We start from the raw sequence: 17,739 nt of genomic DNA, 5'->3' as shown, positions 1-17,739 counted from the left end.
TTCCCGATGCTCCTGATCGGCCTCGTCCTGGCGGCGGTCGTCGCCGCGGGCGTCGTCGGCGTCGTCCACGCCGTCGCACTCCTGCGCGCCGACGTGAAGCTCCCCGACGACCTGGCCCTCGCGCTGGAAGTCGGAAGGACCCGGACGACCCGTACCGGCAACGCCATCGACCGGATCGGCATCCGCTGGGCGCCGATGGTGATGCGGATGATGGGCCCGGCCCGGATCGCCAAAATGCGCGCCCGGATCGACCACGCGGGCCACCCGCACGGCCTCACCGTCGAGCGCTACGCCGCCCGCCGCGCCGTCTACGGCGGCCTCGGCGGCTTCGCGGCCCTGCTGCTGCTCGTCCAAGGGCACTGGATCCTGGCCCTGTTGCTCGCCGCGTACGCCTGGTGGTGGGCCGACCTCGGCATCTGGCTGGCCGTCCGCCGCCGCCGCGACGACATCGAACGCACCCTCCCCGACTTCCTCGACGTCCTCGCCGTCGTCGTCAGCGCTGGCCTCGGCTTCCGCCAGGCCCTGGAGCGTGTCAACGCCGTGTACCAGGGCCCCTGGTCGGACGAGATCCGGGTCGCCCTGCGTCAGATGGACGTCGGCGTCAGCCGCCGCGACGCCTTCGACCAGCTCCGCAGGCGCAACCGCAGCGACCAGGTCGGCCAGTTCGTCACCGCCCTCCAGCAGGGCGAGGAACTGGGCGCCCCGATCGCCCGCACCCTCCTCCAGATCGCCAACGACATGCGCCGCACCGAGGCCCAGAACGCCCGCCGCCGCGCCGCCCGCATGGTCCCGCGCGCCACCGGCGTCATCACCACCATCCTCGTCCCGGCGACCATGATCCTGCTGATCACCGGCACGATCATGGGCTCCCACATCCAGTTCGGCGACACCTTCGGCAGCGGCGGATGACGGGGCGGGTGACGGTTCGTACGTCGGGTCGGGTGATGGGGCGGGCGCCGGGTCGGGTGTCGGCGCGGACGACCGGGCGGATGACGGTCGTGGCCGCCGGACGCGGCGGGCGCGTGACCGGTGACGATGAGCGGAGATGGCGGCCGATGACCGGAGATGAGCGGTTGATGACCTGGCGATTACCGTGATCCGCTGGCCACACAGTGTGATCAACCGGCATGCTGTAAGCGCCAATTGGCGCAGAACGGGCTGCGGATGTCCGAGGTTCGGGTGTACCTTTGCATTCGCAACCATATTTGCACCTGCAATCAGAACCGATCCGCTGCGGACGGCAACACGACCAGCGAGAGGCGGTGCGCCGTGGACACCTACCCCGACAGGTGGAACGCGGCCGTCGCACGCATCCGTCAGGTGACGAAGAATGGGGCGAACGATGATGAACAGGTGGGTAGTCCGGCGCTACACGGACACCGAGATCTGGCTGCGCGACCGCACGGACAGACTCGCGGCCCGGATCGCCGACCGGTCGGCGGACGGGTCGGCCGACAGGGGTCAGACGTCGTTCGAGTATCTCGGGATCGCGGTGGTGATCGCGGTGATCATCGGAGTGCTGGCGGGGACGACGGACATCGGAAACGCCGTCAAGAACGGGATCACCGGCATGATCGACAAGATCGTCGGTGGAAACGGCAAGTAGGCGTCCTCGGCGACGACCGTGGTCAGACGCTGGGGATCTACATCGTCGCCATGGCCGCGCTGTTCTTCCTCGGCTTCGCGTTCTTCGCTGTGGGTCAGGCCGCTGTCGTCCGCAATTCCGCACAGACAGCGGCGGATTCGGCGGCTCTCGCCGCCGCCCGTGCGGATCGCGACGCGGCTCACGACGCCTTCCTGAGCGCACTGCGGTCCGGTGACCTGGTCCAACTCGGTCTGCTTCTGCAGAATTTGGGTCAGCACGACGCGGAGGCGTGTGCCGCCGCTTCTGCCTACGCCGGAGAGAACAACGCCGCCGTGGACGCCCCGGACGGCTGCGGCCGGGCGTCGGGGCTCCAGGGATACACCGTCTCGGTCACGACGTTGGGCACGGTGGGCACCTCCGTGATCGACGGCACCGAGGCCAAGCACGCCAAGGCCACCGCCACCGCGGTGGTCGAACCGCGCTGCGGACTTGGCGACAAGGACGGCAACGCGATCGGATTCATCTGCAACGGCGACCATGTGACGGTCGATCCGACGGCGGGCGGCTTCGTGCTGGACCTGTCGACCTTCTACACCGTCCACTTGAGCAAGTGACGGCGGCCGAGCGATGAGGGAACGGGGAACGATGCGATACGGGCGCAGGGCGACGATTGCGGTGGCGTTCGCCGCCGGTGCCGCCATCACGCTGGCCGGATGCGGTGGCGGAGGCGGCGGTGGCGACAAGGGCGGTGACAAGCCGTCCACGTCGGCCGGCGCGCCGAAGACAAGCGGCAGCAGCGGAGGCGGCGACGACACGCCTTCCGCGACTCCCACCGAGGTTCTGGCTCAGATCAAGGGCGAGAAGGACATGGTGGTGACCATCAACTCGGCGACCCGGGACTCCGGTGGATTCGTGACCGTGGAGGGTGTCGTCACCAACAACGGCACTTCCGGGTTCACCGCCAACCTGTGGGTGGGGTCGGAGACCGCGCTGTCCCACTCCGGCGCTTCCGTGGCCGGCGCCGTCCTTGTCGACGAGGCGGGCAAGAAGCGCTACTACGTGCTGCGGGACACCGACGGCCGCTGCCTGTGCACGATGGGTCTCGTCAGCATCCAGCCCAAGGAATCCCGCCCCTTCTTCGCGCAGTTCCCCGCCCCGCCGGAAGCCACCACCCAAGTGTCGTTCGAGCTGCCGACGATGCCGCCCGCGAAGATCACGATCTCGGAGGGGTGAGGACGATGAAGCGCAACGCGTCGCCGCCCGGGGCGGCATCCCGCGCCGGAGGTCAGCGGGCCGCCCTGTCCGCGGGTGTGGTGATCGTGCTCGTGCTGGCCGCCGGGACGGTGGCCGGGGGGACCGCGGCCGTGGCCGACACGAATCCGCCGCCCACGGCCGGTGACAGCACGCCGACGGCCCCCGTGCGGATCGACCCGACCTCGCCAGGACTCAGGCTGCCGGAGGGCTCGACGCTGGCGCCGGCGAAGGTGCTGGACATCGTGTCCGTGACGGACGAGTCGTCGACGAAGGCGAGCCAGCCGGAGCAGCGGCAGGAGACGTCGAACTCGACGGTCACCTACGCGCTCCAGTCGGAGGTGCTGTTCAAGAAGGACAGCGCCGTGCTGTCGCCCACGGCGACCTCGCGGATCCAGGCCATCGCGGACGACATCACCGCACGCCATGTGACGTCACCCATCCGGGTGTTCGGGTTCACGGACAATCTCGGCAGCTCCGAGCACGGCATGGTGCTCTCGAAGCAACGCGCCGACGCCGTTTACCAAGTCCTGGCAACGGAAATGGGCAGCGCCGGTGACCCGTCCCACACGTTTCAGGTCCGTGGGTACGGCGAGGACTACCCAATTGCCGACAATTCGTCCGAAACCGGACGGAGTCAGAATCGCCGCGTCGAGATCACTTTCACGCCACCTGCCGCGTAACGTGCTGAGCGGTCGCTCTGACGCGGTACGGTGTAACTCCCCCCCTCGGGCCGGTTCGCTCTCCCCCCCCTGCGAACCGGCCCGTTTTTCTTTTCCCGCACCCGCACCCGCACCCGCGCTCGCGCCCGCACCGCACCTGGCACCGCACGCGCGCGGCCCCCATAGCCCGCCCGCAGGGCCCCCGCGAACGCCCCCCTCAGCCCGTCTCCACCCCCGCCGCCCGCAGCGGCCGGTAGGCCAGCCCCAAGCCGCGGTAGAGCCGCAGCGCCGGGGCGTTGGAGTCGTCGACGATCAGCGCGGCGGTGCCGTGAACGGCCCGCGAGCCGGTCGAGCAGCGACAGGTTCGGCGCCGCCACCGCGACCGCCGCGCCGCGGACGAAGGCCCGGCCCGCGCTCAGGTCCTGCGCCGCCCAGCGGCACAGCGAGTCGTCGGTGGGCAGGTCGCGGAGGCGGCCGATCTCGTGGGTGGAACGGGCGGAAGAGGTCGCGGGCATTCCGCATGCCTATCAAGGAGATGCGGGCCGCCGCATCGTAGATTGCCCGCATGCGGAACAAAACGGCGAAAAGCCGCCGGTATTCGCTCACCGGCGCCGCCCTGACCTGCCTGGTCCTGGCCACCCTCTCCGCCTGCTCGGTCGGCGCCGGAGCCCCGGACGGCTGGCGCTATCTGCGGGCCGACCCGCTGGCGGTCGCGGTCCCCAAGACCTGGCAGGACGTGCGCGGCGGGGCGGTGCTGCGCGGCCCTGACGGCCGTACGGACGCCGAGGTCGCCGTCAGCGCCAATCCGGGCGCCGGCGGTCCCCCCGACAAGGCGACGGCCACCGCCCTCGCCACCGCCCGCAAGGAGTCGCTGGACTTCGACGGCCAGCCCGGCCAGGTCCTCAGCTACGTCCAGGCCGCCCCCGACGGCCGCCCCGCCGCCCGCGTCGAGGTCCGCCTGCACGACTACGAGGGCCACCCGGTCACCGTCCGCGCCTGGACGGCCGACGGCGCGGCCGACCCGATGCTGCTGCGCCGGATCATCAACAGCATTGAATTCGCCACCGACCCGAACCGCTAGGGCCTGTCCGGCCGCTCGCCCACGTCCGCCTCCAGCCGGACCCCCTTGCGCACCCCCCACCGCGCCAGTGCGCCCGCCTCCGCCTCCAGGACGTGCCGGGCCAGCAGCCGGGGGCGGCCGACGCGGCCGGGCGGCATCGTACGCACGGCCAGGACGCGCAGCCGGCGGTCCAGATAGGCGACGTCGATCGGAAACCGCATCCGTACGGTGTGCACGCTGGAGGCCGGGGTCAGCAGCAGGGCGCCCTCGATCCCGTCCAGGCCGAGCAGCCCGCGGGTCCGCGCCCGGTACGACGCGGCGACCCGCAGCGGCACCTCGGCGTCGGGCGTCCGCAGCGTGCCGTCACCGTCTCGCCAACGTCGGCGCATGGCCACTCCCCGGGGTGCTCGATCAGGCGGCAGGTGACGCGGTACGGGCCCCGTTACGGGTCCGCGGCGGCCGTGTACGGTCGGCCCGGTGCATGTCTATCCGATCGTGGCCGCCGCCGTGTGGGGAATCGTCAGCGGCCTGTCGCTGCCGCGCGCCGCCTACCGGTTGGCCGTCCCCTCAGGTGAGCCGTGGGCGGCGCACTGCCCCGAGGGTCACCCGCTGCCCGAGGGCATACGCGGCTGGCTCGGACCGGCGCGCTGCCCGCGCTGCGCCGAGCGCGGCTCCTACGGCTCCTACGGGCCCGCCGTCGTCCTCGCCCTCGCGTGCGCGCTCGCCTGCGCCGGACTGGCCGCCAGGGTGGGCGCCCACCCCGAACTCGTCGTCTGGCTCCTGCTGGTGCCGCTCGGCCTCGTCCTCGGCCGCGTCGACCTCAAGGTCTTCCGGCTCCCGGACGTCCTCACCTTCCCCGCCTTCCTCGGCACCGCCGCGCTGCTCGGTCTCGCCGCCCTGCTCCCCGATCACCGGGGCTCCTGGCCGCGCGCCCTGTTCGGCGCCCTCGCCGTCGGCTTCGTCTACCTGCTCCTCTTCCTCATCAACCCCGCCGGCATGGGCTTCGGCGACGTCAAACTCGCCCCCACCCTCGGCCTAGCCCTCGGCTGGTACGGCTGGCCCACCGTCTTCACCGGCACGTTTCTCGGCTTCGCCCTCGGCGCCGTCATCGGCCTCGCCCTCATCGCCACTCGGCGCGCCACCCGCAAGACCCCACTGCCGTTCGGGCCCTTCATGCTCCTCGGCACCCTCACCGCCCTCCTGCTCACCCCCTGAGCCCCCCTCAGACCCCGCCCTCCGCAAGACGATGCCCCCCCCCAGGGGCGCGGGGAACTGCGCGCTCGCCCTGCGCAAGGCCAGGCTTTTCAGGGGCGCGGGGAACTGCGCGCTCAGCCCCCACCTGCCCAATGGTCGGGAGACCACCGAACTGCCCCTCCGGGCCCGGTGGTGACCCGCAGCCATCGCCGTGGCCGGCCGCGCAGTTCCCCGCGCCCCTGAAAACGCGGCGTACCGCCCGGCGCAGCCGCGGGCCCGGGGCCCGAGCCCCGAAAGAAAGGGGGTGCCCCCCTCCGCCCGGTGAGGGGCGAAAGGGGGCACCCCCTTTAAACGGAAGCGAGCCGCAGGCTAGGCCTCGCTGCTGACCGACCAGAGGTTGACCCCCTCCGGCTCCACCGCGTGCGCGTCGATGGAGGAGAGCTCCTCGGCGGTGAGGGGGGCGGCGCCGACGGCGGCGACGTTGGCCTCGAGCTGGGCGACGGAGGAGGCGCCGATGAGGGCGGAGGTGACGCGGGGGTCGCGCAGGACCCAGGACAGGGCGAGCTGGGCGAGCGACTGGCCGCGCGCGGCGGCGATGTCGTTGAGGGCGCGCAGCCGGCCGATGGTCTCGTCGTTGACGAGGCCGGGGTTGAGGGACTTGCCCTGGGCGGCCCGCGAGCCCTCGGGGATGCCGCCGAGGTAACGGTCGGTCAGCAGCCCCTGGGCGAGCGGCACGAAGCCGATGCAGCCCATGCCCTCCTCCTCCAGGACGTCCAGCAGACCCTCGTCCTCGATCCACCGGTTGATCATGGAGTACGAGGGCTGGTGGATCAGCGCGGGCACCCCCAGCTCGCGCAGGATGCGCGCGGCCTCCCGCGTACGGTCGGGACCGTACGAGGAGATGCCGACGTAGAGCGCCTTGCCCTGCTGGACGGCGGTCGCCAGCGCGCCCATCGTCTCTTCGAGGGGCGTGTCGGGGTCGAAGCGGTGGGAGTAGAAGATGTCGACGTAGTCGAGGCCCATGCGGGACAGGGACTGGTCGAGGGAGGACAGCAGGTACTTGCGCGAGCCCCATTCCCCGTACGGTCCCGGCCACATGTCGTAGCCCGCCTTGGTGGAGATGACCAGTTCGTCGCGGTAGGGCCGGAAGTCCTGGGCGAAGAGGGTGCCGAAGTTGGCCTCGGCGGCGCCGTACGGCGGGCCGTAGTTGTTGGCGAGGTCGAAGTGCGTGACGCCGAGGTCGAACGCGCGGCGCAGGATGGCGCGCTGGGAGTCCAGGGTGCGGTCGTCGCCGAAGTTGTGCCACAGACCCAGGGAGACGGCGGGGAGCTTGAGGCCGCTGCGGCCGGTCCTGCGGTACTCCATCGAGTCGTAGCGCTCGTCGGAGGCGCGGTAAAGGGAACGAATATTCACGGTCTCTGCTTATCACGCGGGGGTGTCGGCCCCGCCTCCCCGGTTCGTCCGCGAGCCCTTGTGCGCAGTAGTGTGGCCGCCGGGCGACAGGCCCAGGAGGGGCTGGTGTGCGATGAATCTGCGCGACCTGGTGTACGGGCTGTACTCCCGCAGGGTGGAACGCCGGCTGGACGTGGCGCAGGGCCCCAAGCACATCGGCGTGATCCTTGACGGCAACCGGCGCTGGGCCAAGGCGTCCGGCGGCAGCCCCGAGCAGGGGCACAGGGCCGGGGCCGACAAGATCTCCGAAATGCTCGGCTGGTGCGAGGAGACCGGTGTCGAGGTGGTCACGCTGTGGCTGCTGTCCACCGACAATCTGGACCGCCCCGCCGACCAGTTGGTGCCGCTGCTGGGCATCATCGAGGACGCGGTGCGTGAACTGGCCGCGACCGGCCGCTGGCGCGTGCACCACGTGGGCACCATGGACCTGCTGCCCGCGCACACCCAGTCGGTGCTCAAGGAGGCCGAGCAGGAGACGCACGCGCTCGGCGGCCTGCTGGTGAACGTGGCGGTGGGCTACGGCGGCCGGCAGGAGATCGCCGACGCCGTACGGTCGCTGCTGCACGAGCACGCGGGGCGCGGCACCACCATCGAGGACCTGGCCGAGATCCTGGACGTCGAGCACATCTCGGAGCACCTCTACACGCGCGGCCAGCCCGACCCGGATCTGGTGATCCGCACCTCGGGGGAGCAGCGGCTGTCCGGCTTCATGCTCTGGCAGAGCGCCCACTCGGAGTACTACTTCTGCGAGGTCTTCTGGCCCGCCTTCCGCAAGGTGGACTTCCTGCGGGCGCTGCGCGACTACGCGGCCAGGCACCGGCGCTACGGCACCTGACGACTCCGTACCGGCGCGCCGGTACGGAAGACCCCGTGAAGCCCCTGCCGCGCGGGGCGCGGTGTGGGCCGTACGGGGGGCGTGGGGGCGGCCTGAATCCGGTGCCGCGAGGGCTCGACGACGGCGTGCGGAGGCCGGTTTCTCCCGCGTAATGGCCGGTGAGCGGTCGGTGACCGGGCGATGACCGTCGGATGACTGTCATATGCATTCGCATGGGCAACGGTTTTCCAGGGCATATCACTGGGAGACCGGCATCCGGCCCATGGTTGCCGGTACCGCAGTTCGACCTCTCCCGAGGGGGTTCGTCCACACGTGGTGACCAGCAAGAATCGCCGTGACAACGACCGGCGCACGTACGTACTCGACACCAGCGTGCTGCTCGCAGACCCCAATGCCATCGCCCGCTTCGACGAGCACGAGGTTGTGCTGCCGGTCGTCGTGGTGACGGAGTTGGAAGCCAAGCGCCACCACCCGGAACTCGGCTACTTCGCCCGCCAGGCGTTGCGGCTGCTGGATGAGTTCCGGATCCGCTACGGCCGTCTGGACGCACCGATTCCGATCGGTGACGTCGGTGGCACGCTGCGTGTCGAGCTCAACCACTCGGATCCCGGGGTGCTCCCCGCCGGATTCCGGCTCGGTGACAACGACTCGCGCATTCTGGCGGTCGCCCGCAATCTGCAGGCCGAGGGGTACGACGTCACCGTCGTCTCCAAGGATCTGCCGCTGCGGGTGAAGGCGTCCTCCGTCGGCCTGCTGGCCGAGGAGTACCGGGCCGAGCTGGCGATCACCTCGGGCTGGACGGGAATGGAGGAACTGCTGGTCGGGGCGGACGAGGTGGACACCCTCTTCGCGGAGGAGTCCATCGCGCTGCCCGAAGCGGCCGAGCTGCCGGTGCACACCGGCCTGGTGCTCCAGTCCGAGCGCGGCAAGGCGCTGGGCCGGGTCACCGAGGACGGCCGGGTGCGGCTGGTGCGCGGCGACCGCGAGGCGTTCGGCATCCACGGCCGCAGCGCGGAACAGCGGATCGCGCTCGATCTGCTGCTCGACCCCGACGTCGGCATCGTGTCGATGGGCGGGCGCGCGGGTACCGGCAAGTCCGCGCTGGCCCTGTGCGCGGGCCTCGAAGCCGTCCTGGAGCGCCGTCAGCACCGCAAGGTGATGGTCTTCCGGCCGCTGTACGCGGTCGGCGGCCAGGAGCTGGGCTACCTGCCCGGCAGCGAGGCGGAGAAGATGAGCCCCTGGGCTCAGGCCGTCTTCGACACGCTGTCGGCCGTGACGTCCAAGGAGGTCATCGAGGAGGTCGTGGCGCGCGGCATGCTGGAAGTGCTGCCGCTGACCCACATCAGGGGCCGTTCGCTGCACGACGCCTTCGTGATCGTCGACGAGGCCCAGTCGCTGGAGCGGAACGTCCTGCTGACCGTCCTGTCGCGGATCGGCGCCGGATCGCGGGTGGTCCTCACCCACGACGTGGCGCAGCGCGACAACCTCCGGGTGGGCCGTTACGACGGTGTCGTGGCGGTGGTGGAGAAGCTGAAGGGCCATCCGCTGTTCGCCCACATCACCCTCAACCGCTCCGAGCGGTCGCCGATCGCCGCTCTCGTCACCGAGATGCTGGAGGACGGCGGGGCCTGACCGGGGCACGGCCCCCGAATGGCGGGGGGCCTGAAGTGTCCGGATTTACTGAGTGATAGCGTGAGTTGAGGCTGCTGCGCCCGGCGTGAAGGGCGCAGCAGCCTAGCGTTTTACGGGGTCCGCCGCTCGGATTTACCCTCCTCCGCAGCGTGTGAGCTTTGCCACTCAACCGGAAATTGCCGCGCGGCGTCCGCGTACGGCAGGGTGTGAGGCTGTCAGGCCCCGCTTATGGCACTCCTACACCCTCAGGGGCGTGGGAAGAGCAGCTCCACACAAATCCACATCGACCGCCATGAGCCGCCCGAGCACCACGCGGGACTCCTCCGGGAGTTCGCACCGGGCCAGTGCCCCCGTGACCGACCGGCCCGTATTGGCGGACCGGCAGGAAGGGGACCGTGCCAGGGGCACGATTTCGTCCGTGAGGTCACCCATCGGGCGATGCTGGAAGGAAACCGTGTGAGCCGGATCTCGGTCCGGGGACTCGCGGTGGCTTCGGCCACTGCGGTCACCACTGTGGGCGCCGTCGTAGGCGTCGCGTCGGGCGCCGACCAGGGCTCTTCCGAGCCTGTCGAAGCAGCCGGCACGACGACCCTCCTTGCGGACATTCCCGCTGGGCAGCAGATTCAGCAGGCTTCGCTGACCGAGCAGGTGCAGGCGCAGTCGGACGCCGCCGATGCCACGGCCCGGCAGTCCGCTGAGCAGACCGCCCGCGTCCAGGCGGCCAAGGACGCCGCCGCCAAGAAGAAGGCGGCGGACGAGGCGGCTGCCAAGGAGAAGCAGCGCAAGCTCGAAGAGGCCGCCAGCCGGGGCGGTGGCGACTCACGTGCCACGTTCCCCGTCACGGCCTCGTACACGGTGGCGCAGGTCAAGGCGATGGCGCAGACCATCGTCGGCGGCGACCAGTTCGCGTGCTTCTCCAACATCGTCTCCCGCGAGAGCGGCTGGAACTACACGGCGACCAACCCCTCCTCCGGGGCGTACGGCCTGGTTCAGTCCAACCCCGGTTCGAAGATGGCCTCGGTCGCCTCGGACTGGCGGACCAATCCGGCCACGCAGATAAAGTGGGGCCTCAACTACATGAACAGCCGGTACGGCAGCCCCTGCGGCGCATGGTCGTTCTGGCAGAGTCACAACTACTACTGAGCCGACGGCGCCCAGCCGTCAGGCGGCAGTGCGCGGTATCTCTCCGCAAGCCCCCGAGCCCTCAGGGCCGGGGGCTTGTGCGTGTCCCGGAACGGGGTAGGCGCGGGGAGGATGTGGGAGGCAACCCTCCTCGCGAATAACATCGTCATTCTCAGCAGTTCCACAGATGGTCGACGGGGTCAGGGGAGAGCAATGCCGGACAAGCGCCACTGGAGCGCCGTACTGGCCTCCGGGCTGGCCAATATCGCCGGACGGATCGACGAACGCCAGGCGGCGGTGAACGCGAGCCGCGGCGTCGGCGCCGCGATCGAGGACCCGCGCCGCGACTCCTCGGACGCCGCTCCCGCCACCGACCCCTCCGCCGGTGCGGACCGGGAGGCCGACACGCCCGACGCGGCCTCCGAACCGGGCGGCGGAAAGCGTACGGCGAAGGCCGCCGGTGCGGGAGGCGGGGCCGTCGCGCCCCCGCCCGTCGTCGTCGTGCCCGCGCCGCGCGCGCCGCAGCCCGATCCGGTGTCGGCCGTGCCGTGGAGCATGCGCGTCGGCGCCGAGGTCGGCTGGCGGCTGCTGGTGCTCGCGGGCACCGTCTGGGTGCTGATGCGGGTGATCGGCGCCGTACAGCTCGTGGTGCTGGCCTTCACCGCCGGCCTGCTGATCACCGCGCTGCTCCAGCCGTTCGTCGCCCGCCTCAAGCGGCGCGGTGTGCCGCGCGGGGTGGCGACGGCCATGGTCTTCGTCGGCGGCTTCGTCATCATGGGCCTGGTCGGCTGGTTCGTGGTCTGGCAGGTGATGGACAACATCAGCAATCTGTCGACCAGCCTCCAGGACGGCGTCAACGAGGTGAAGAAGTGGCTGCTCAACAGCCCCTTCCACGTCACCGACGACCAGATCAACCAGGTCGCCAAGAACCTCCAGGAAGCGATCGGCTCCAACACCAAGGCGCTGACCGACGCCGGGCTCCAGGGCGTCACCGTCATCGTCGAACTGCTCACCGGCATACTGCTGGCGATGTTCAGCACGCTGTTCCTGCTCTACGACGGGCCGAACATCTGGAACTGGTTCCTCAAGCTGTTCCCCGACGCGGCCAGGGACGGGCTGGCCGGCGCCGGTCCGCGCGCCTGGCGCACCCTCACCCTGTACGTGCGCGGCACGGTGATAGTCGCCCTCATCGACGCCATCTTCATCGGCGTCGGCATCTTCTTCCTCGGCGTGCCGATGGCCGTGCCGCTGGCCGTGGTCATCTTCCTGTCGTCCTTCGTGCCGCTGGTCGGCGCCGTCGCCTCCGGCTTCATCGCGGTCGTCGTGGCCCTGGTCACCCAGGGGCCGTTCACCGCGCTGATGGTGCTGGTCGTCGTGCTCGCCGTCCAGCAGATCGAGGGGCACATCCTCCAGCCCTTCATCCTCGGCCGCGCCGTCCGCGTCCACCCGCTGGCCGTCGTCCTGTCCGTCGCCGCCGGTTCGATGATCGCGGGCATCGGCGGCGCCGTCGTCGCCGTGCCGCTGGTCGCGGTCGGCAACACGGTGGTCGGCTACCTCAGGGCCCACACCAAGGAGCGGGCGGCGGCCGCAGCCGGTCCGCACGGCGCGACGGCCTACGAGATCGCCCCGGTCACCACCCGTCAGCCCCCGGCGGACCCGGAGGCCCCGGCCTCGGGCGGCCCGACACCGGACGGCCCCGGCCCCGGGGGCTCCGGTCCCGGGGGCTCCGGCCCCGAGGGCTCCGGTCCCGAGGGCTCCGGTCCCGAGGGTTCCGGTCCTGAGGGCCCCGGCCCGAACGGTCCCGGCCCGGACGACCGGGACCCCTCCCACGAGGACGACCACACTCACGAGGGCGCGTCCGCCTAACAGCGCCCCCGCGACCGCCCCCCGCCTCCGACCGCCCCCGCGTCCCCCCTCCGGACGCGGGGGCGGTCGCGTCGTTCGCCCTTCGCCCTTCGGCCTATTCGGTCCGCAGACCGTCCGGCCGCATCAGCCGCCACAGCGGCGGCAGGCTGAGGAGGGTGACGGCCAGGACGACGGACGCGCCGATCGCCGACATCTGGGCGACGATCGCCCAGTCGACGTGGAACGTACGGCCGACCATCGCCAGGAGCGCGGCGCCGAGCCCGAGCCCGCCGACACAGGCGAGGACCAGGCCGAGCGCCATCGGAATGGCCGTCTGCCACAGCACCGACCAGGCCAGGGCGGTGCGCCGGGTGCCGAAGGCGACCAGGACGGCGAGCAGCTTCTTGCGGTCGCGGAGCTGCTCCAGCATCGTGACCAGCAGGCTGGCGCCGATCAGCGCCATGGTGATGGCCGCGCCCACGAACAGGCCGCGCCGCAACTGGCCGTACTGCGTCTGCGTGGTGCTGTCGCTCACGGCCGAGACGGTGACCGTCGGGCCGAGCGCGGCCCCGGTGTTGCGCAGGTACTCCACCGCGTCCCGCTTGCCCGCGTCGAGGTTGACCATGACGACGGCCGTGGGATCGGCCAGCTTCGACTGGTCGACGGCCTCGGGGGTCAGCAGGACGCCCCAGTTGGTCTGACCGCGCGGGTCGGTCCGCGCCGTGACCGAACGGGCGTCGGACGGGACCGTCCACAGCCGCGGAGCGCCGGTGTACGGCAGGGCGCCGGTGTTGAGGTCGAGGCGCTTGCCGGGCTTGGCGTACTTGGCCAGGTCCGCGTTGGACGACGCGCCCCACTGCTCGTTGTTGGGCACGATGTAGACGCTGCCCGCCCCGCAGGAGCCGATGTCCGCCATCTGCCGCAGCGTGTCGCAGTCGGCGACCAGCAGCGGGATGTAGGCGGTCTCGGCGTCGGGGCCGAGCTTGCTGGCGTCCGGCTGCGTGGCCCGCGTGTCGATGAAGCCGTACGCCCGCGCCACGCCGGGCGTCGCCCGGACCTTCGCGGTGTAGTCGACCGCCTGCCGCGCGTCGGCGGTCGGCGCGCTGACGGTGGCCTGGATACGGGACGTGTCGGCGCCCGTGGAGTGCACGAAGCTGTCGTTGACGCCCGCGAAGAGCATCTGGAGCGCGATGGCCCCGGCGACCGCGACCGTGACGCCGCTGACCATCCGCGCCGATCCGTTGCTGTTCAACTGGAGCCTGCGGGTGGCCAGTTGCCAGGCGACCGGCCCGCCGCGCAGCCGTCCGACGACGGCCTCCACGACCCACGGCAGCACCGTGGTGACACCGAACAGCAGCAGCACCGCGCCCGCCGCGGTCTGGTACTCGTTCACATGCGCGTCGCTGCCGTTGACCGAACCGAACAGCGGGACCAGCAGGCCGATTCCGACCAGCGGCACCAGCAGCCGCCACCACAGGGTGCGGCGCCGGCCGAGCCCCTGGCGGACCACGCCGAGCGGTTCGATCGCCGTGCCGCGCAGGCTGACCAGGGTCACGGCGACGGCCGCCACCGGGACCGCCAGCACGATCAGCGTGGTGAGCGCCGCGTTCGGCGTCATGTCGGCGGGGAAGGCGCTGATGTCGTGGATCGTGAAGTGCGAGGCCAGCTGCCGACCGGTGAAGAAGAACACCGCGCCCAGCACCAGCCCGAACAGCGACCCCAACAGGGCTTCCCCCGCGGCGATTCTGCGGGTCATCCGGATGTCCGCGCCGACCAGCCGCATCGCCGCCAGCCGCCGGTCCCGCCGCTCGCCGCCCAGCCGTACCGCCGCGCCGACGAAGACCGCGACCGGCAGCAGCAGCACCACCAGCATGACGACCAGCAGCAGCGTCAGCACCGGGCTCATCGCCTCGGACGGGGCGTGGTAGCCGTACGAGGTGACCCGCGTGGCGTTGCCGTGCCCGTAGTTCTCGTCACGGGCGGTGAGCTGATCGCTGCCCGCGTAGTACAGCAGCTCGCTCGGGCCCATCAGCCCGGCTTCCCCGACGGTGCCGGTGATCTTGTACGGGATGCGCTCGCGCAGCAGCGGCGTGGAGTCCAGCAGCTTGCGCAGCGCGGGGGAGACCACCATCTCCCCGGCGCCCGGCAGATGGGCGACGCCGGGCGGCGAGGGCGCCTTGGCCCCCTCGGCCTGGAGCAGCGAGCCGCCGATCTGCGAGTCCCGGTAGACGGTCCTGACGTCGGCCACCAGGAGCGAGCGGTCGGACGGCTTGGCGATGAACGTGGCGGAGGAGGTGTCGCGGGCCACCCGCTTCTGCTCCCGCGTGTCCAGCATGGCCGGTACGGCGGCGGCGAGCAGCAGCAGCGCCACGCCGAGCCCGACGCCGACGGCGGTCAGCACCGTACGGGTCCAGCCCTCGCGTCCGCCGCCCGCCGCGAAACGCGCGCCGAGCGCGAGGTCGCGCGCCCAGGTCCGCACGCCGGCCGGCTGGTCCGGTGCCCCGGTGCCGTGAGGTTCGCGGCTGTTCATGACACCCGCTCCATGTCGCGCGACTTCCCGTCCCGCACGACGATCTCCCGGTCGGAGTAGGCGGCCACCCGCGCTTCGTGGGTGACCAGGACGACGGCGGCGCGGGTGTCGTGCGCGGCGTCGGTCAGCAGCCGCATCACCCGCTCGCCGTTGAGCGAGTCCAGCGCGCCGGTCGGCTCGTCGGCGAAGACGACCCGCGGGCCGCCGACCAGCGCGCGCGCCACCGCGACGCGCTGGCCCTGGCCGCCGGAGACCTCGCCGGGCCGCTTGTCGGCGATGTCGGCGACCTCCAGGCGCTCCAGCCACTGCGCCGCCTGCTGCTCGGCCGGCCTGCGCTTGGCGCCGCCGAGCCGCATCGGCATCGCCACGTTCTCCAGGCAGGTCAGCTCGGGTACGAGCTGGCCGAACTGGAAGACGAAGCCGAAGTCGGCGCGGCGCAGCGCGCTGCGCTCACCGTCCGACATGGCCGACAGGTCGCGTCCCCGGTAGCGCACCTGGCCGGAGTCGGCCTTCACGATGCCGGCCAGGCAGTGCAGCAGGGTCGACTTGCCCGACCCCGAGGGGCCCATGACCGCGACGACCTCGCCGGGCCTGATGCTGAAGTCGGCGCCGTCCAGCGCCGGGGTCGGGCCGTACGCCTTGCGCAGTCCCGCGGCCACCAGCAGCGGCTCGGGTCGGGGCTCGGTCGACGCGTTCATTTGGCCACCTCCGCGGCGAGCTGGTCGAGACGGGCGGCGGTCAGCTCCAGCCACCGCAGATCCGCCTCCAGATGGAACAGGGCGTGGTCGCAGATGAGCTGGTCCGCCAGGTCGCCCGCCGACTTGCGGCGGGTGAGGTCGCGCATCAGCCGCAGGTGCTCGGCGCGCTGGGTGTCGAGCAGGTCGGCGGCCGGGCGGCCGGTCAGCAGCGCCAGCACGACCTTCGTGTACAGCGTGGTCTGGAGGTACGGCTCCGGCTTCTCCGGCTGCGTCAGCCACGTCTCGACGTCCGTGATCCCCGCTTCGGTGATCGCGTACCGCTTGCGCTCGGGGCCGCCGCCCGGCTCTATGCCGTCCACCTCGACCAGGCCGTTCTTCAGCAGCCTGGCCATCGTCGAGTAGACCTGCCCATAGGCCAGCGGGCGGTCGTGTCCGAACCGTTCATCGAATGCGCGCTTGAGGTCGTAGCCGTGGCGCGGGCCGGACTCCAGGAGTCCGAGCAGGGTGTGCCCAATTGACATGCGGAGCACTGTACACCACGGGTATACACACCATGTATACGCATCGGAGCGCTGCCTTCCGCCGCCGTGCGGTGGTGTCGGGAGGGGGCCGGTGGCGGGCGGGGCCTACGTACCGGCCGACGGCTTCGGGGGCCGGCCGCGGCGGGGGAGGGGGCGGGTCGCGCTGGGCAGGCGGCCCGCCTCGGCGAGGGCGCGGCGCAGCAGGAACTCGATCTGCGCGTTGGTGCTGCGCAGCTCCGCCGCCGCCCAGGACGCGAGGGCGTCGTGAACGGCGGGGTCGAGCCGCAGCAGCACCTGCTTGCGTACGGGGCGGGCGGCGGTCTCCCCGCCGCCCGCCCCGTCGGGCCCGTCGTCGGGCGCGGAGGAGGTCACTGGTAGAGGGTGCCCGTGTTCAGGACCGGCTGCGCGGCGCGGTCACCGCAGAGCACGACCAGCAGATTGCTGACCATGGACGCCTTGCGCTCCTCGTCCAGTTCGACGATCCCCTGCTCGGCGATCCGGGACAGCGCCGACTCGACCATGCCGACCGCGCCGTCCACGATCGTCTGCCGGGCGGCCACGATGGCCCCGGCCTGCTGCCGCTGAAGCATCGCGGAGGCGATCTCGGGCGCGTAGGCGAGGTGTGTGAAGCGGGATTCGATGATCTTCACACCGGCCGACTCGACGCGGGCGGCGATCTCGGCGGACAGCCGCTCGGTGATGTCCTCGGAGTTGCCGCGCAGCGAGATCGACTGGCCGTCGTGGGCGTCGTACGGGTAGTTGGTCGCGATGTGCCGGACGGCGGTGTCGGTCTGGATGCTCACGAACTGGACGTAGTTGTCGACCTCGAAGGTCGCCTGCGCGGTGTCCCTGACCTGCCAGACCACGACCGCGGCCAGTTCGATCGGGTTGCCGTACGCGTCGTTGACCTTCAGCGTCGAGGTCTCGTGGTTGCGCAGCCGGGTGGAGATCTTGCGGCGGCTGGTGAAGGGGTTCACCCAGCGCAGGCCGTCCTGCCGGATGGTGCCCTGGTAGCGCCCGAAGAGCTGGCACACCCGCGCCGAGCCCGGCGCGACCTGGGTGAGGCCGAACAGGGTGATGAACGCGCAGAGGACGACCACCGCGCCCGCGACGATCAGCGTGGTCGCGAGGGCGCCGGGGTGGTCCTTGGCGTGCACCGCGCCCGCGACGATCAGCGCCACACCACCGGCCACCACCACCAGCGCGAGCAGCAGAAAGGGCAGACCGGGCATGCCCACCGCCCGTCGCTCCTGCACCCGCGGCGCGGGCATGTCCGGTGCGTCGACGGCGAGCTGTGGTTTCTGGTCCGACATGGCGGGTCCCCGTTCCTCCGAAAAAGTGTCTATCAAAGA

At 71.5% G+C, this 17,739-nt stretch carries 18 protein-coding genes; 11 read left to right on the top strand and 7 right to left on the bottom strand.

The genetic code is table 11. The features are described 5' to 3' along the window. Positions 1 to 6: 6 nt before the first annotated feature. The 6 genes from ACIOC1_RS08180 to ACIOC1_RS08155 all read left to right on the top strand — a co-directional run bounded on the left by ACIOC1_RS08180 (position 7) and on the right by ACIOC1_RS08155 (position 4,579). Entirely contained in the window at positions 7 to 909 is a 903-nt protein-coding gene (locus tag ACIOC1_RS08180; RefSeq protein ID WP_355347874.1) for a DUF5936 domain-containing protein, read from the top strand. A 436-nt stretch (positions 910 to 1,345) separates the two neighbouring features. Further along, positions 1,346 to 1,606, top strand: a complete 261-nt coding sequence (locus ACIOC1_RS08175; protein WP_401312917.1) for a hypothetical protein — start codon at positions 1,346 to 1,348, stop codon at positions 1,604 to 1,606. A gap of 29 nt (positions 1,607 to 1,635) precedes the next feature. Then, positions 1,636 to 2,199 carry a pilus assembly protein TadG-related protein gene (locus tag ACIOC1_RS08170; protein WP_401852797.1) on the top strand — a complete coding sequence of 188 codons (564 nt, stop codon included), beginning with the start codon at positions 1,636 to 1,638 and terminating at the stop codon, positions 2,197 to 2,199. 31 nt (positions 2,200 to 2,230) lie between these two features. Continuing rightward, positions 2,231 to 2,818, top strand: a complete 588-nt coding sequence (locus ACIOC1_RS08165; RefSeq protein ID WP_401852662.1) for a hypothetical protein — start codon at positions 2,231 to 2,233, stop codon at positions 2,816 to 2,818. 80 nt (positions 2,819 to 2,898) lie between these two features. Continuing rightward, positions 2,899 to 3,519: an OmpA family protein gene (locus ACIOC1_RS08160; RefSeq protein ID WP_355347883.1), complete on the top strand. Its 621-nt coding sequence runs from the start codon at positions 2,899 to 2,901 to the stop codon at positions 3,517 to 3,519. Positions 3,520 to 4,063: 544 nt separating this feature from the next. Further along, the gene (locus ACIOC1_RS08155) at positions 4,064 to 4,579 is read left to right on the top strand and encodes a hypothetical protein (protein ID WP_391049173.1); all 516 of its coding nucleotides are present in this window, start codon (positions 4,064 to 4,066) and stop codon (positions 4,577 to 4,579) included. Here the strand turns inward: ACIOC1_RS08155 and ACIOC1_RS08150 are convergent. Further along, complete coding sequence (locus tag ACIOC1_RS08150) at positions 4,576 to 4,947, bottom strand: DUF192 domain-containing protein (RefSeq protein ID WP_401852660.1); 372 nt, start codon at positions 4,945 to 4,947, stop codon at positions 4,576 to 4,578. The genes ACIOC1_RS08155 and ACIOC1_RS08150 overlap by 4 nt on opposite strands. A gap of 88 nt (positions 4,948 to 5,035) precedes the next feature. On the opposite strand from ACIOC1_RS08150, the gene ACIOC1_RS08145 reads away from it, so the two are divergent. Next, on the top strand, positions 5,036 to 5,773 hold the full coding sequence (locus ACIOC1_RS08145) for a prepilin peptidase (protein ID WP_401852657.1): 738 nt from the start codon (positions 5,036 to 5,038) through the stop codon (positions 5,771 to 5,773). A 348-nt stretch (positions 5,774 to 6,121) separates the two neighbouring features. Here the strand turns inward: ACIOC1_RS08145 and mgrA are convergent, their stop codons facing one another. After that, a complete protein-coding gene (gene mgrA / locus ACIOC1_RS08140; protein ID WP_355347898.1) occupies positions 6,122 to 7,165 on the bottom strand; it encodes an L-glyceraldehyde 3-phosphate reductase in 1,044 nt (347 codons plus the stop codon). A 112-nt stretch (positions 7,166 to 7,277) separates the two neighbouring features. On the opposite strand from mgrA, the gene ACIOC1_RS08135 reads away from it, so the two are divergent. The 4 genes from ACIOC1_RS08135 to ACIOC1_RS08120 all read left to right on the top strand — a co-directional run bounded on the left by ACIOC1_RS08135 (position 7,278) and on the right by ACIOC1_RS08120 (position 12,659). Continuing rightward, positions 7,278 to 8,039, top strand: coding sequence for an isoprenyl transferase (locus ACIOC1_RS08135; RefSeq protein ID WP_355347900.1), 762 nt, complete (start codon positions 7,278 to 7,280; stop codon positions 8,037 to 8,039). Positions 8,040 to 8,351: 312 nt separating this feature from the next. After that, positions 8,352 to 9,671 (top strand): PhoH family protein, encoded by a 1,320-nt coding sequence (locus tag ACIOC1_RS08130; RefSeq protein WP_355347904.1) that lies wholly within the window; start codon positions 8,352 to 8,354, stop codon positions 9,669 to 9,671. A 438-nt stretch (positions 9,672 to 10,109) separates the two neighbouring features. Beyond that, positions 10,110 to 10,814: a transglycosylase SLT domain-containing protein gene (locus ACIOC1_RS08125; RefSeq protein WP_355347907.1), complete on the top strand. Its 705-nt coding sequence runs from the start codon at positions 10,110 to 10,112 to the stop codon at positions 10,812 to 10,814. 192 nt (positions 10,815 to 11,006) lie between these two features. Next, complete coding sequence (locus tag ACIOC1_RS08120) at positions 11,007 to 12,659, top strand: AI-2E family transporter (protein WP_401852653.1); 1,653 nt, start codon at positions 11,007 to 11,009, stop codon at positions 12,657 to 12,659. A 94-nt stretch (positions 12,660 to 12,753) separates the two neighbouring features. Here the strand turns inward: ACIOC1_RS08120 and ACIOC1_RS08115 are convergent, their stop codons facing one another. From ACIOC1_RS08115 to ACIOC1_RS08095, 5 genes are all read right to left on the bottom strand, one after another. Next, positions 12,754 to 15,168 carry an FtsX-like permease family protein gene (locus ACIOC1_RS08115; RefSeq protein WP_401852651.1) on the bottom strand — a complete coding sequence of 805 codons (2,415 nt, stop codon included), beginning with the start codon at positions 15,166 to 15,168 and terminating at the stop codon, positions 12,754 to 12,756. Next, positions 15,165 to 15,866, bottom strand: coding sequence for an ATP-binding cassette domain-containing protein (locus ACIOC1_RS08110; protein WP_391049189.1), 702 nt, complete (start codon positions 15,864 to 15,866; stop codon positions 15,165 to 15,167). Before ACIOC1_RS08110 ends, ACIOC1_RS08115 begins: the two co-directional genes overlap by 4 nt. Then, positions 15,863 to 16,387 carry a PadR family transcriptional regulator gene (locus tag ACIOC1_RS08105; RefSeq protein ID WP_355347919.1) on the bottom strand — a complete coding sequence of 175 codons (525 nt, stop codon included), beginning with the start codon at positions 16,385 to 16,387 and terminating at the stop codon, positions 15,863 to 15,865. The genes ACIOC1_RS08110 and ACIOC1_RS08105 overlap by 4 nt, the downstream gene beginning before the upstream one ends. A gap of 105 nt (positions 16,388 to 16,492) precedes the next feature. Beyond that, the gene (locus ACIOC1_RS08100) at positions 16,493 to 16,759 is read right to left on the bottom strand and encodes a hypothetical protein (protein ID WP_355347922.1); all 267 of its coding nucleotides are present in this window, start codon (positions 16,757 to 16,759) and stop codon (positions 16,493 to 16,495) included. Beyond that, a complete protein-coding gene (locus tag ACIOC1_RS08095; protein WP_355347925.1) occupies positions 16,756 to 17,700 on the bottom strand; it encodes an SPFH domain-containing protein in 945 nt (314 codons plus the stop codon). The genes ACIOC1_RS08100 and ACIOC1_RS08095 overlap by 4 nt, the downstream gene beginning before the upstream one ends. Positions 17,701 to 17,739: the final 39 nt, after the last annotated feature.

The sequence above is a fragment of the Streptomyces sp. NPDC088197 genome (assembly GCF_044741185.1).
Classification (GTDB): Bacteria; Actinomycetota; Actinomycetes; order Streptomycetales; family Streptomycetaceae; genus Actinacidiphila.
The sequence above is the reverse complement of the archived record's forward strand: the minus strand, read 5'-3'. Positions and strand labels throughout refer to the sequence as shown.

Coding starts and splice junctions, on each gene's coding strand:
- ACIOC1_RS08115 (WP_401852651.1), bottom strand. CDS start 15,168: ATGAACAGCCGCGAACCTCACGGCACCGGGGCACCGGACCAGCCGGCC.
- ACIOC1_RS08175 (WP_401312917.1), top strand. CDS start 1,346: ATGAACAGGTGGGTAGTCCGGCGCTACACGGACACCGAGATCTGGCTG.
- ACIOC1_RS08180 (WP_355347874.1), top strand. CDS start 7: ATGCTCCTGATCGGCCTCGTCCTGGCGGCGGTCGTCGCCGCGGGCGTC.
- ACIOC1_RS08150 (WP_401852660.1), bottom strand. CDS start 4,947: ATGCGCCGACGTTGGCGAGACGGTGACGGCACGCTGCGGACGCCCGAC.
- ACIOC1_RS08135 (WP_355347900.1), top strand. CDS start 7,278: ATGAATCTGCGCGACCTGGTGTACGGGCTGTACTCCCGCAGGGTGGAA.
- ACIOC1_RS08120 (WP_401852653.1), top strand. CDS start 11,007: ATGCCGGACAAGCGCCACTGGAGCGCCGTACTGGCCTCCGGGCTGGCC.
- ACIOC1_RS08165 (WP_401852662.1), top strand. CDS start 2,231: ATGCGATACGGGCGCAGGGCGACGATTGCGGTGGCGTTCGCCGCCGGT.
- ACIOC1_RS08095 (WP_355347925.1), bottom strand. CDS start 17,700: ATGTCGGACCAGAAACCACAGCTCGCCGTCGACGCACCGGACATGCCC.
- ACIOC1_RS08125 (WP_355347907.1), top strand. CDS start 10,110: ATGCTGGAAGGAAACCGTGTGAGCCGGATCTCGGTCCGGGGACTCGCG.
- ACIOC1_RS08155 (WP_391049173.1), top strand. CDS start 4,064: ATGCGGAACAAAACGGCGAAAAGCCGCCGGTATTCGCTCACCGGCGCC.
- ACIOC1_RS08110 (WP_391049189.1), bottom strand. CDS start 15,866: ATGAACGCGTCGACCGAGCCCCGACCCGAGCCGCTGCTGGTGGCCGCG.
- ACIOC1_RS08105 (WP_355347919.1), bottom strand. CDS start 16,387: ATGTCAATTGGGCACACCCTGCTCGGACTCCTGGAGTCCGGCCCGCGC.